General features: G+C 32.0%; 12 protein-coding genes and 1 tRNA gene. 5 read left to right on the forward strand and 8 right to left on the reverse strand.

All coding sequences use genetic code 11. The features are described 5' to 3' along the window. From AC5YGI_RS12140 to AC5YGI_RS12165, 6 genes are all read right to left on the reverse strand, one after another. On the reverse strand, nucleotides 1-918 hold the full coding sequence (locus AC5YGI_RS12140; RefSeq protein WP_330745286.1) for a hypothetical protein: 918 nt from the start codon (nucleotides 916-918) through the stop codon (nucleotides 1-3). Nucleotides 919-928: 10 nt separating this feature from the next. Next, nucleotides 929-2,284 (reverse strand): radical SAM protein, encoded by a 1,356-nt coding sequence (locus tag AC5YGI_RS12145; protein WP_496168474.1) that lies wholly within the window; start codon nucleotides 2,282-2,284, stop codon nucleotides 929-931. Between the two features lie 348 nt (nucleotides 2,285-2,632). Further along, a complete protein-coding gene (locus AC5YGI_RS12150) occupies nucleotides 2,633-2,833 on the reverse strand; it encodes a hypothetical protein (protein ID WP_002983500.1) in 201 nt (66 codons plus the stop codon). Nucleotides 2,834-3,162: 329 nt separating this feature from the next. Next, nucleotides 3,163-3,369, reverse strand: a complete 207-nt coding sequence (locus AC5YGI_RS12155) for an ecotin (protein ID WP_330745285.1) — start codon at nucleotides 3,367-3,369, stop codon at nucleotides 3,163-3,165. Between the two features lie 69 nt (nucleotides 3,370-3,438). Continuing rightward, nucleotides 3,439-3,630: an ecotin gene (locus AC5YGI_RS12160; protein WP_126358679.1), complete on the reverse strand. Its 192-nt coding sequence runs from the start codon at nucleotides 3,628-3,630 to the stop codon at nucleotides 3,439-3,441. A gap of 51 nt (nucleotides 3,631-3,681) precedes the next feature. Beyond that, complete coding sequence (locus AC5YGI_RS12165; RefSeq protein ID WP_496168476.1) at nucleotides 3,682-5,808, reverse strand: outer membrane beta-barrel family protein; 2,127 nt, start codon at nucleotides 5,806-5,808, stop codon at nucleotides 3,682-3,684. A 210-nt stretch (nucleotides 5,809-6,018) separates the two neighbouring features. Between AC5YGI_RS12165 and AC5YGI_RS12170 the strand changes: the two genes are divergently transcribed. From AC5YGI_RS12170 to AC5YGI_RS12190, 5 genes are all read left to right on the forward strand, one after another. Continuing rightward, nucleotides 6,019-7,749: a helix-turn-helix domain-containing protein gene (locus AC5YGI_RS12170; RefSeq protein ID WP_496168477.1), complete on the forward strand. Its 1,731-nt coding sequence runs from the start codon at nucleotides 6,019-6,021 to the stop codon at nucleotides 7,747-7,749. A gap of 148 nt (nucleotides 7,750-7,897) precedes the next feature. Next, nucleotides 7,898-8,068, forward strand: coding sequence for a hypothetical protein (locus tag AC5YGI_RS12175; RefSeq protein WP_164720342.1), 171 nt, complete (start codon nucleotides 7,898-7,900; stop codon nucleotides 8,066-8,068). A gap of 57 nt (nucleotides 8,069-8,125) precedes the next feature. Beyond that, nucleotides 8,126-10,357: a CocE/NonD family hydrolase gene (locus tag AC5YGI_RS12180; protein WP_496168478.1), complete on the forward strand. Its 2,232-nt coding sequence runs from the start codon at nucleotides 8,126-8,128 to the stop codon at nucleotides 10,355-10,357. Then, nucleotides 10,357-12,552, forward strand: a complete 2,196-nt coding sequence (locus AC5YGI_RS12185) for a lantibiotic dehydratase family protein (protein WP_496168480.1) — start codon at nucleotides 10,357-10,359, stop codon at nucleotides 12,550-12,552. Before AC5YGI_RS12180 ends, AC5YGI_RS12185 begins: the two co-directional genes overlap by 1 nt. A gap of 5 nt (nucleotides 12,553-12,557) precedes the next feature. Beyond that, nucleotides 12,558-13,409, forward strand: coding sequence for a thiopeptide-type bacteriocin biosynthesis protein (locus AC5YGI_RS12190; RefSeq protein ID WP_496168482.1), 852 nt, complete (start codon nucleotides 12,558-12,560; stop codon nucleotides 13,407-13,409). Nucleotides 13,410-13,466: 57 nt separating this feature from the next. On the opposite strand, the gene AC5YGI_RS12195 is transcribed toward AC5YGI_RS12190, so the two are convergent. Continuing rightward, a tRNA-Ile gene (locus AC5YGI_RS12195) sits at nucleotides 13,467-13,540 on the reverse strand. A 62-nt stretch (nucleotides 13,541-13,602) separates the two neighbouring features. Next, nucleotides 13,603-14,001, reverse strand: a complete 399-nt coding sequence (mce, locus tag AC5YGI_RS12200) for a methylmalonyl-CoA epimerase (protein ID WP_137905486.1) — start codon at nucleotides 13,999-14,001, stop codon at nucleotides 13,603-13,605. Between the last annotated feature and the right edge of the window lie 26 nt (nucleotides 14,002-14,027).

Genomic DNA, 14,027 nt, shown 5'->3' on the forward strand with positions numbered 1-14,027 from the left:
TTAAATTGTTATGCCTAGTGTTTTTAGCTTTTTAGTAAATTCTTCGTCATTAACTAATTGCTGGTTATTGGATATTTTATCTAAATAATTTTCTACTATAATTTTTACTAATTTTTGCGGAGAACTTTTGATATGAGAAAAATTCTCATTCAGATAATCTAAAAAATCTTCATCTTCAATTTTGTCGATACAGCGCATGGCTATAAGTAAATTTTCCTGATCGCCTGAAAATTCATTTTGCTTTAGCAGGGTGTTAAAGATCTGCTGAAATATCAGTCTTGTTTTTTTCTCATCCTGCGAAGATTTAAGAATGGCGATATAAGAGTTGTTTATAATATGTTTTAACATTCCCTGCTTATCAATAAGGGGAAGATCTTCAGCCAGATTTTTGCAGTTCTCGTTTTCATGTTGGTTAAACATGAAAAAAGCCAATATCTTCATAACTTCTGTCTTGTACCGCTCTTCATTTTGAGTACGTGCAAAAATTCTGATTTTATTAAGTGATTGTTCTCCAATAATTATGGCAAAATAAGGAAACGTGTTACTCTGAACTAAAGCACTTTCAATAGCCCTGTCAATATTTTCCTCTGCCAGTACAAAATCATTTTCCACGTAATTTTTATACGCAAGCAAAGCATAGTCTAAGCTTATCATCCCCTGATGAATAGGCTCTATGAAATAGGTATTCATACTTTGCATTTTTGAATAAAGGTAATTTCCTAAGGTAGTATTCCCTGTACGAAAAGCAGAAAGTGATTTTTCAGACAGATTCATATAGTAAAACAATCCTGCCTGGATATCTTCCGGAATATCTTTTCTAAATTCTTCAATCAGATTTTCGAAAATATGTCTTGGTTTTTTCACCTCATATTCCCTGAATTCTACTGTTTTTATTTTGTCTAAAATTATTGTTTCCATACATCATCTATTAAGAAAGCACAGCTTGTTCATTAATATATCTTTGAAGAAGAATTCTGTCGTCAATATTAAATTTGAAGGAAGGACACGCCGGGATATTATCATACCAGTTTTTCGGACATGCTCCACCACACAGAGGAAGGAATTTACAGCTTTTGCACCATGAGTTGTTGTCCGGTATTTCATTAAACCAGTTTCTCATGACAACATTTTTGCTGTCTACATCTTTATCTTTCGCAATGTTTCCGGCATAAAACTCAGAGTTATCATATTTTGGAGTGTACGGGATTTCCCAGCATGTGGAGACATTTCCAAAAGCGTCAAATACTTCTGAGGTCTGGCTTACTACCATACAAGGTTTAGTAACTCTTTCAGGAATAATCTGTGTTTTAAATTTTGCTTTTGATTGCAGAAGCTTCATATAAACTTCTATTTCAAGCTCAGCAAATTCTTCTTTTGACACGCCTTTAATAGTAGCTTTGTTATCACCCCAGTCGTGGATAGGAGCAAGATAGAAACTTACGTGCTGAAGGATTCCTTCTGCTTCCAGATAATCAATAAAATCTATCACATTGTAGCTGTTTTCTTTATCTACATTACATCTGATATTGAAACTTGCTTCTTTTTGATATAATTCGGAATTAACAATTTCTTTGATATTTTTAATGATAATATCAAAACTGTTAGAACCATTTTTCAGATATCTTCTCTTATCATGGAATTCCTGAGTTCCGTCAATTGTGATCTGATATTCTGTAACCCTGTAATTTTTTACCAGTTTTTCAAAAAGAGAATATTTAAGGCTTAAAGCATTTGTAATAATTCTTGAAGAATATTTTAAATTTTTCTCTTCACAAAGGCTGATTAAACGGGTGGATAAATTAGAGATAGCCGAAAGACCTGTTAACGGCTCTCCTCCATACCATGTAATACTCAAATGTTCCAGATCGTTTGACAAACTTTCCATTTTAGTAATAATTCTGTCATAGGTAAGATCTAAAACTTCTTTTGACATACTTTTGTTAGTATGCAACTGACCGCAATAGTGACATCCCAGCTGGCAGTTTCCTGAAGGCTGAATCACATAAGAAAGTGTTTTCAGATCCTGATGATCTACAGACATGATGTTGTCTGAAAGGATTTCTCTTAACTCATCTTCAAACTCAGGTACATAAAATTCATTTTTTATCAGGTTGATAAAAATTTCTTCGGGAATCTGAGTGGTTTCAAGATTACATATTTTTTCATATAACCCTTTTTTCACTTCAATGGATGTTCCGGAACGGGTAGAAAAAAGAATGACATGATCATCTAAAATTTCCTCGTTTTCTATGGTATGGATATATCTTGATAATTTGTATTTCATAATTATTTTATTTTACTATTAAATAGAGTAGCACGAATGCTACTCTACTTTTTACTTTAGTTGTAACTCCAACATTCGTTACCACTGCAAGTTTGTGTACCTCCGAATCCCCAGCAGTCATTCTGACTTGTGCACGTTGCTGCTAGCTCTAAAGGTAACTTACCTCCCTTGATTGTCTTTACTGAACTTTCGCTCATTCCCTGTAGCTTATTTTCAGTGATTTTTTTAGACAATTCAAACAATTTTTTGTTTTTCATCACAATAAATCTTAGGTTAATTTTTTCTCTTGTAAAGTTTTAATTCCACACAAGACCCTGCAGAACATAAATTTGTGGAATCAGAGTTCTATTAGTTATAACTCCAGCAGCTGTTACCACTGCAAGTAGCTGTACCTCCGAATCCCCAGCAGCTGTTCTGACTTGTACAGTCTGCTGCTAATTCCAAAGGAAGTCTACCTCCTTTGATTGTCTTTACTGAATTCTCGCTCATTCCCTGTAGCTTGTTTTCAGTAATTTTTTTAGACAATTCAAACAATTTTTTGTTTTTCATGACAATAAATTTTCATGGTTAATAATTCTCCTGAACAGTTTTAATTCCACACAGGACTATACAGAATACAAATTTCTTTATGAAAAGCTCCAGCAATTAGGATCTACGTGCAGATCCGGCCTGCACCAACTACAGGTACATTGGCTACAATGGTAAGCGAGTAAGCCACCGGTAATAAATACAAGGCCTTCTTTTTGCAGTTTTTTCATTTTGACATTTGTGATTTTCTGAGAAATCATTTTAAGCTTTTTGTTTTTCATAGAAGTAAGTTTTTTATGTTTATTACGAATCTTAACTCTATAAAAATTAATCAAGCCTATGTGGGCGAATTATTGGTCAAAATAAGCCCAACAACTGTTTAATGCACATGGACTGGTTCCATAACCCCAACATGCATTTGCACCGAAACATGCACAGTCTGATATAATCTCTTTTTGTATTCCTCCCTTAATAACTTCAACTGATTCTCTTTTCATTCCTGGGATTTTGTTCTCAGTAATTTTTTTAGACAATTCAAACAGCTTTTTGTTTTTCATCACAATAAGTTTTCATGGTTAATAGTTTGCTGAAAAGTTCCGGCTTCAGAGAAGGCTCAGTAAAAATTTTTATGAAAAGCTCCAACAATCATTCGTCGAGCAGATAAACGGACCACAGTATGAATTACAATCAGGATGTCCATAGCAATCTCCAGTAATATCCTTTCCTGCGTAGATTGTTAAAACCTCTTGTTTTTCTAATTTTTTGATCTTACCGAGGGTTATCTTTTTGGATAACTCCACAAGTTTTTTGTTTTTCATGGTTATTAGTTTTTATTCTTAGTGTATTAGTTTTGCAGTAAAAAAACAGGATTACAGCCGGGGGTTTTCATTTTGAGTTCTCCCCTTGTCTATGTCTCCGGTATTCACTTTTTTTACTTTGTTGTTTCCAAATGTTTTGGATATGCTGAGTGATATGGATCTTAAATTTGATTGCGAAAGAGTTTCAATATATCCGTCATTATTATATAGTGTATTGCGGGAGTTTGAAAGATTCAGCAGATCTTTTACAGAAAGCTTGAACTTAAAATCTTTATAACTCTTTGAAACCTCAAGCTGATTATTGATAAAATAACCGTTTTTCTTATTAACTAATGTATATGGAGAGGTGTAACCAAAGTTATAGCTTATGTTCCAGCCTTTATTCCAAAGATTATTTCCACTAATTGTAACGGAAGAGTTATTATACCAAGAACTAGGATAAACATCATAGATATCTGCATTATTGATATAATACATTCCTGTAGACAGATTGAACATCCATTTGTTTTCAAACAATGGTTTATTATAGTTCAATCCCACATAAAGACGTTTTACATTACCTTCAAAGTTTTTGGGTCTTGTAATGGAAACATTATCTACAACCTCTGTATAAGGAAGAATAGGATTTTTTACAATTCCGAAATTACTTACAAACACCCAGGTTCTTTTTATGCTGTAGCTCGCATTGAATAAGTACATCTTTGCCACATTAAGGTCAGGATTTCCGGTTTCCCACCAGGTTTCATTATTCTTATAAATAAACGGGTTCAAATCATCTACATAAGGTCTCCATAATGCAGTTCTGTATCCCAGAGAAACTCTGTTGTTCTTATTGATCATATAAGAAAGGTTGATGCTGGGCACAATATTGTTGTAACTTCTGGAAAAGTTCTCGCTAACTGTATTTTGTTTTGCGTTGATATTTGTGTTTTCATAACGCACCCCTAAGTTGACATCCAACACAGAAAAGATTTTTTTCTTAACATTAGTATATAACGCGTTTATATTTTCATGATACGTGAAATTATTGGAAAATAGGGTATTCAATGTGCCGTCTGCGTTGTAATAAGCATAAGGGTTATCCGTAGAAAGCCAATTAAGCTTTCCTCCCGCTTCAAGACTAATCTTTAGTTTTTCGAAAGTTTTGGAGTAATCTACTCTTACCGTATAATTGTCCTTCTGATAATCATTATATATTAAATTAGTATACGGATTTGTCAAATTAAAAAACTCTGTCGTATTATCTCTGTGATGGGTGTAATAATCAAAGTTGATATCTAGTCTTTTGGATTTTTTATCATCATCAAAGCTGTAATAAATATTTCCTCCGAAAAGATTCAGCTTATCATTTTGTGTATTTACCGTTCTGTTTTCAAAAATTCCTCCTGTAGTATCATAGTATATATTCCTGTTTTCAAGTGAAGATTCAGGTGTTTTGTGGTAATATTCCAGAATACCTCCTATGCTGCTTCTTTCATTAAGCTCGTAATCAAAACCTGTATTTCCTCCAAAGTTGGTTTCTTTAATCAGCGTACTTCCTATAATCTGATTTCTGCTGAATTTTGAGCTATAGTTATCAATACTGTTTCTTTGCAGGTCATTATTATTTTCAAAAAACAGCATGGTATTATTTGAAAATCTGTTTTTATGATAATTTAAAGCAATATTCGCCTGCTGGCTGTTTTTTCTGTTTTGTTTATCGGTAATGGTAAAACTTCCTTTCAGTCCATCTGTTTCCAGTTTCTTCAGCTTCAGATTAATAATCATTGCATCCTCCAGATCATATTTTGAGGAAGGATTGGTAACCAGCTCTATCTTTACCAGATTAGAAGCCGGCATAGCATTAAGATATTGTATTAAATCTTTGCCTTTAAGAATTGATTTTCTGTCATTGATGTAAACAGAGGCGTTCGTTCCCAGAAGAGTTATTTTATTATCATCTACTTTTAACAATGGTGTTTGAGAGAGAACTTCGGATATGTGATTTCCTACAACCAAATCGCTATTTTCAACATTAAAAACAAAACGGTCATCCTTTTGTTCAAAAAAAGGTTTTTTACCATTCACTTTTATTTCTGCAATTTGTTTTTCTATAACTGTTTTAATGGAATCTTTCTTCTCTTGAGAGAAACCCAACAAGGGAAGCAGAACACTTACACATATTAATATTTTCCTCATTTACTTTCAATATTTCTGATGCAAACATCATGATTATACCTAAGGTCTACAAGATTAGTAATCCGAGATTGATCAATATCGGTATATCATTTTCCAAAAATTTACAAATTCACGATTAAAAGAGATCAATACACAACTGATAAACAACCGTTTATACTTCCATGATAAAAATCCGATGATAATTCATAAATTTGCAGTGTATTTAGAAATATGAAGAAGTTTCATTTAATTATTTTAACTGTTTTCCCTGTTTTTTTCTTTTCTCAAAGTATAAAGGGACTAAACATTCCAGACTCGTTAAAGAATAAAAGTTATAAGTATATTAATGATGCTTACAATAAAGTATTCCAGGTTGACAACGATAAAGCTGAGCTTTTTGCCAATTACATTCTATTAAAAGGAAAGAAAGAAAATAATAAGGACATCCTGTTTGATGGATATTATAATATAGCACGGGTAAAAAATCTGAAGAATGAAAACGGGCATCCCTTTGCAGATTCACTCATCTCTGCCTCAAAAAACGTTAATAACTACGATTACCCGGCAAAATCTTATATATTAAAGGGTATTTTATTCAACAATGAAGGGAAATACAAAGAAGCTTTAGATGAATATACTATAGCTATTAATCACAACAGAGCTGAAAATAAAGAACAGTTTTTTTATATAAACAAACTCATTGCTATCCTAAAAACAGCCACAGAAGAATATCAGGAAGCACTCCCTCTCTTTTTGAAATACTATAAGTATGAAAAAGATAAAATAAAAAACAACAATGTAGATGCTAAAAACTATATTGCTTCTATTTTTTCTTTAGCTAATATTTATACCAAATGTAAGGACTATAAAAAAGGTATTGAATTTGCAGATCTGGGGCTTACAGAATGTAAGAAATACAATAATTATTCTTATTACAGCTATCTGCTTATGATAAAAGGGATTAGCCTCTTTTATGTAAAAGATTATTCGCTGTCTTATAAAATCCTGCTGGAAGTACAAAAAGGATTGATAACAAATAAAGATTATAGTAATCTAGGAGTTTTATATTACTATCTGGGAAAAATAAAATATGCAACCCGCAGTGAAAACGAAGCTATAGAATTTTTTAAAAAGGCAGATTCAATTTCTTTTACTTTCAACAGTTTTGAACCTATAAAAAGAGAGGGATATGAAATTCTGATAGACTTTTATAAAAAGAAAGGCGATTTAAAAAACCAACTAAAATACATTGACAACCTGATGTATAGTGACAGTATAATAGCTGTGAACCGAAAAAATCTTTCAAAAGAAATTCTGAAAAAATATGACACCCCTTTGCTTATGAAAGAAAAGGTAAGTGTAATTGAAAGACTGAACCATCAGAATGCCTGGCTGATATCGTGTTTGCTTCTGATTACTTTAGCTTTCATATTCGTAATCAGGAAAAACAGGAAGAAAATAAAAGAATACGAAAAGCAGGCAAAAGTATTATCAGAAAAACCTTTGAGTACCCCTGTGCTGGAAAAAGAGCAAAAGAATGAAACTCCCATTACAGATAATGCTTCCATTACCATTGAAAGAAAGGAAAAAGCTACGAAAAGTGACCTTTCTTCTAATCCAAAATTTAAAATACTCATTGATAAAATAGAACAGTTTGAAAAGACTAATAGTTTTCTAAATAAAAATATTACTTTAGATTCTCTGTCAAAAGAATTTGATACTAACAGAGATTATCTCTCAAAGCTAGTCAATGAATTAAAGGGTAAAAACTTTTCCCAATATCTGAACGAGCTTAGGATCAACTATATTGTTGAAGAATTAAAATCTAACGAAAAAATAAGAAAGCATACCATTGCTGCTATTGCTGATGATATTGGCTACAACAATGCTGAGTCTTTCACGAATGCCTTCAAAAAAATAACAGGAACACTTCCTTCTTATTATATAAAAGCACTCAATTAAAACAAAATTACAAACTGCTAAAAATTAATATTTTACATGTAAATCTCACCGAAATTTATCAATTTCGGCATATATAAATTCTTTATTTACAGGAATAGAATTTCCTTTGTACTTCAATTTATTTAAAAATCTTAAAACTACTTTAGCAGTGAAAAAAATTAAAAAAACAGAAAAAAGATTATCCCTAAACAAAGTTCAAATGTCTAAAATAAAAGGAGGGATTAGCTCCGGAGGAGGTGATCAAATGCTTTTGAATGATGGTAATGATACGGTCTTAGACAAAACATTAGATACTCTGGATGTGACAGTAAAAAATTAATGACAATTTTAACATTTTATCAGTAATTTTGAGAAAAATTACTGATTTTTTATTTTTATGAAGTACCTGTTAGCCCTATCATTTTTCCTTACATTCAATATTTCTTTTTCTCAGAAAATAAGTATTAAACATTTTAATGACTACAATATTGAAAAACTGCAGCCTTTAATTTCTTATTTAAATTCTGAAATACAACAGAATTATAAAGAAAAAGACAAGGCGGTAAAGTATGATAATCTTTTCAGAGTAAGTATGGCAGCACAAAACTATGATACTGCTTTAAGTCAGCTAGATTCAGTACGCAGTGTTTACAGAAAAAGTAATCCTATTATTTCATACGCTATGGGAACACAGTATGAAATTTACATAAATGCTCAAAAAAATAAAAATTCATACAAAAATTTTCAGGAAAAATATAAAGAAGAATTTCTGAAAAAATATGAAAGTCTTCCTATAAAAACACAGGTCATACTTCCCCGCTATTTCAATGGTGATACCGAGAAAACAAAAAAGGAAATTCTGGCTACTCTTAAAAATGATTTTGAGAACAAAGACAGCGTAGATCTGAAAAAAGCTTTACAGCTATGCAGAAGTTATAACTCATATATAACAGGACCTACATTTGATATCGCTAAAAATTATTTAAAAGAACTCGACTCCAGAAACTTTGAAGTAAAAGACAGTTTATTAATCAATAATAATATAAGTATAAGAGTTGTTTTAAATAAAAAAATAACTAATCCGGAAGCCACCATCCTGGTCAATTCCATCTATCCCGATCCGGAAGATGTCAATGATCAAAAAGTACATGCAAGCTCTGGTTATCATTCTGTTTACATTTATCCCAGAGGAAAATATACGAGCAACGCTGCCATAGAACCTTTTGAGCATGAGCAGGAAGATATAAATAAGGTTATAGACTGGGTGATAAAACAGCCATGGAGCAATGGCAAAGTAGGAATGATCGGAGGCAGTTATCTGGGATTCAGCCAATGGGGGGCCGCTAAAAATATTCATCCTGCTCTAAAAACTATTATTCCACAGGCCTCTGTAGGAATTGGCGTTGTAGATTTCCCCATGAATAATAACATCTTTTCATCCTATTCGCTTCGTTGGATTAATTATGTTACCAACAATAAAATGCTTGATGCAGGTTTTAAAGATGAAGATCATTGGAATTCTGTTTTTAAAAAATGGTATGAAGGTGGTGAGGCATTTAACAAGTTAGATTCTATTGCCGGTAAAAAAAATATCATATTTCAGCGCTGGTTAAAACATCCGGCATTTGACAGCTATTGGCAGAAAATGATTCCTTATAAAAAGGAATATTCTAATATCAACATCCCGGTTTTAACCATTACAGGATATTATGACTCTGATCAGCTGGGAGCATTATATTATTTAAGAAACCACTCTAAATATAACAAAAACGCCGACCATTATGTCATTATCGGCCCGTATGATCATTCAGGAGCTCAAGGTTATATTAAAAGTAATTTAAAAGGGTATGCTATTGATTCTGCAGCCAATATTGATCTCGGAAATATGACAATGGAATGGTTTGATTATATTCTGAAGGGTAAATTAAAACCAGCTTTCTTAAAAGATAAAATTAATTATCAGGTAATGGGAACCAATGAATGGAAAAGTACCTCCGGCATTGATGATTTTGATAAAAATAAATTAAAATTCTATATCACAAACCAACATCAGCTTTCTCTAGCAAAAGATAAAGATAAAGATAAAGACTTCACACCACTTACGGTAGATTTAAAAGACCGTACCAATGCAGATGAGCTTTTTAAGCAAAAAGATAATGTGCTCGATAGTAAAATTTACAGTCCAGACGCTGTTGTATTTTCATCACAGCCATTTGAAAAACCGGTAGAATTTACAGGAAATTTTGTGGGTAATCTGAAATTATCTGTTAATAAAAAAGATGTTGATGTATATATGAAACTTTATGAAAAGACCAAAGAAGGTAAATATTTTCTGTTATCCACCTATTATGGAAGAGCAAGCTATGCTAAAAGCTCAGAGAAAAGAAAATTGCTGCGTGAAAATAAAGAAACGGATATAGCTGCTGTCAATAATGAATTTGTAAGCAAAAAAATAGAAATAGGCAGTACACTTGTCTTGGTGCTGGGAGTTATAAAAAATCCACTTATGCAGATCAACTATGGAACCGGAAAAGATGTGAGTGAAGAAACCATCAAGGATGCTTCCGTTCCTGTGGAAATAAAATTTTACAATAACAGTTTTATAGAAATTCCTATTTCACTTAATTAATGCCACGTTTTCCATTTCAGTTTTTTGACACATTTGTTGTCAGATCGCCAATTTTTTCCTACAAAGAATTTCAGGATCATTTCTCTGGTGAAAACATCACCAAGGGATCTTTAGAAAAATATTGCAACCATACAATTTTTAGAGAAGCCATTTATTTAGCTTCTCTTTCCTTATATGATGAGATAAAGAAATTGACGGATCGTGAACATACAACGTCTAATTTGCCAAATGAAAAAACAAAGATTTCATTATTAAAATATTATAACCGCTCAAGTACCCGCTGTACCCCATTTGGTTTATTTTCAGGAGTAAGTACAGGAAAATTTGAAAAAGAGACTCTATTTCCGATATTCTCAGAGCCTACAAAAGTAAGAGATACAAAGCTGGATATGCATTTTTTAGTGGCACTATCAGAGCAGATTCTTTTAATTCCGGCCATTAAAAATAGTATCTCTTTTTTTCCTAACAACAGTATTCATAAGGTTGGAAATAAAATTCGCTTTGTAGAATATGAAAATACAGGAGGAAAAAGAGATTACATCATTTCTTCCGCTCCATTTTCCAAAGAGTTGGAACTTATACTACAATTTTCAGAAACCGGTAAAACAATTGACCAGCTTGCCACCTTTCTCGTTCATGAAGATATATCTTTTGAAGAAGCCCGGGAATTTATTGATGAGCTTATCGGAAATCAGGTTTTGATAAGTGAAATTAATCCTACAGTTTCGGGAGGAGATTTTCTGGAACGATTAATCTACATGCTAAACAAAATTGGCAGATATCAGGAAAAAGATATTTTAGTGGCTATTAAAAACAAGATCAGTGAACTTGATTTACATTTTGGAAATACGGCAGAAGTATATTCTGAAATTGAGGAACTCATCAAAAAGCTGAATGTACAATATGAAAAGAAATATCTTTTTCAGACAGATCTTTATTTTGAAGATGAAACAAATTTATCCTATCAATGGAAAAAAGAACTGAAGAAAGGAATCTCTTTTCTGAATAAAATTGCTGTTCCTTACAAAGAATCTGCTTTAGAAAAATTCAAAAAAGCCTTTTATGAAAGATTTGAAAACGAAGAAGTTCCATTATCGTATGCTTTAGATCCGGAAATAGGAATTGGCTATTTACAAGATATTATGGCCAAAGGGGTTCATCCTTATATTGAAGATTTAATCCTGCCCTATTCTAATCAGAAAAAAGAAATTCGGGTAAATCTTAATCCGGTACAAATTATTCTCAATAGGAAATTACAAAAAGTTTATTGGAATAAAGATCATGTAATACATTTAACTGATGATGATTTTAATGGTTTTGAGGAACAGTGGAATCAACTGCCAGATACATTGTCCGTTATGGCTGAAATCATTTCAGAAAATCAGCAGGAAAAATTATTTTTAAAATCTGCCGGTGGAAATGCCGGAAAATTATTGGGCAGATTCTGTTCAGAAAAATCATCTATAAAAGATTTGGTGAAAGCCATTGCTGAAAAAGAACAGGAACTTAATCCGGACAAAATTTTAGCAGAAATTGTACACTTACCCGAATCCAGAATTGGAAATGTGATCAGAAGACCTTCTATAAGAGAGTATGAAATTCCTTATCTGGCGGGCTCTGCATTAGAAAAAGACAATCAAATTTTTGTGGAAGACTTGTACCTGTCCATAAAGAATAGCCAGTTATTTCTAAGGTCAAAGAAGCACAATAAAGAAATTATTCCTCATCTTACGAATGCCCATAATTATTTAAACAACTCTTTACCTGTCTACCATTTTTTATGCGATTATAATAATCAGAATGTAAAACCTTATTTATCATTTAGCTGGGGGGGATTATCCCAAATTTATGACTTCCTTCCAAGAATTGAATATCAAAATATCATTTTGTCTAAAGCACAGTGGAAAATTGATCCTGAACAAATTCATTATTTTGATTCCATTCTTCAATCTGGTAAAAAAGATCTTCTGTTTCAAAATATTGAAGAGTGGAGAAAATTAAAACAAATTCCACAATGGATACAGTGGGTAAAAGGAGATAATACACTGGCGGTCAACCTGAAAAATTACGATTTAATTCAAATGTTTTTATCATCCGTAAAAAATGAGAAACTAATTTTTATTGAGGAGTTCCTGTATAATGATCAGTCAGATTATATTCATCAATTCGTTTTCTCTCTTTATAAAGATCTATAAATAAGATGATAACCAGAAAATTTCATCCGGGAAGTGAATGGCTTTATTTTAAAGTTTACACCGGGATCAAAACTTCAGATACTATTTTACAGGAAGTTATAAAACCATTAGTTGAACAATTACAAATTCAAAACCTTATTGATCAATGGTTTTTTATACGATATAACGATCCTAAACCCCACCTGAGAATAAGATTAAACCTTAAAAATATAACTGCCTGTAGTATGATCCTGGGAATGATCAATTCCTTATTTAAGGATTATCTGGAATCGGGAGAAGTCGCTTCTATCATTATGGATACCTACTCAAGAGAACTTGAACGTTACGGTGAAAACACGATAGAATACGCGGAAGACCTCTTTTTTAAAAGCAGTCAATTGATTTTAAACTTTCTGGAATACAGTGATGAAGAAAAGATCATTACTTCTTTATTTTATATAGATCAAATTTTATCAGCATTCAACCTATCTCCTGAAGAGAAAATAGAGTTTGCAAAGCGTTCTGAAAATGCTTTCAAATCAGAATTCAATGCAGATAAGAACTTAAATAATCAGTTAAAGAAAAAGTATAATGAGTTTTATCCTCATTACTTTGAATTTATTACCTCTGAGGAATATGAAGAAATCAGAAATTTAATAAAAAGTAATATCACTGAAATTGCATTAAAGCCTGAAGAACTTTCAAAATTAGAAAATGACAATGTATTAAAAATAAAACCAAAAGATTTCTTCAAAAGTATTTTTCATATGCATATTAACCGATTGTTTATTTCCCATCAAAGATTATTTGAGATGGTGGTTTATGATCACTTATTCCGTCTTTATAAAACAAACAGAACCCATTCTCTGAAAAAATAAATTTGAATTTATGAAAAATAAAAAACCGCCTACATGATGTAAGCGGTTGATTTTCTGTGGTCCCACCTGGGCTCGAACCAGGGACCACCTGATTATGAGTCAGGTGCTCTAACCAACTGAGCTATAGGACCTCAAAACTTGGTTAAATTTTGTGTTTGCAAAAATAGTAAAATTTCTTTCACTACAAAATTTTTTATTGCTTTTCTTGGCAAAGTTCTACCAGTACGCCGTTGGTAGACTTCGGATGAAGGAATACAACTAATTTGTTATCAGCACCTTCTTTCGGTTCTTCGGAGATAAACTGAAATCCTTCTTTTTTTAATCTTTTTACTTCCTCTAGGATATTTTCAACCCCAAATGCGAGATGATGGATGCCCTCTCCTTTTTTATCAATAAATTTAGAGATCGGACTTTCAGGATTACTGGCTTCCAGAAGTTCAATTTTACTTTCTCCTGTTTCGTAAAAAGAAGTTACCACACCTTCTCTTTCCACCGTTTCTTTTTTATAGGATTCTTTTCCTAATAGTTTTGTAAAAAGTTCATCAGAAACGCCTAAAGACTTTACTGCAATACCAATATGTTCTAGCTTCATAAATAGTAATCAATATAATTAAATCG

Source organism: Chryseobacterium sp. CS3K3.1 (genome assembly GCF_059515165.1).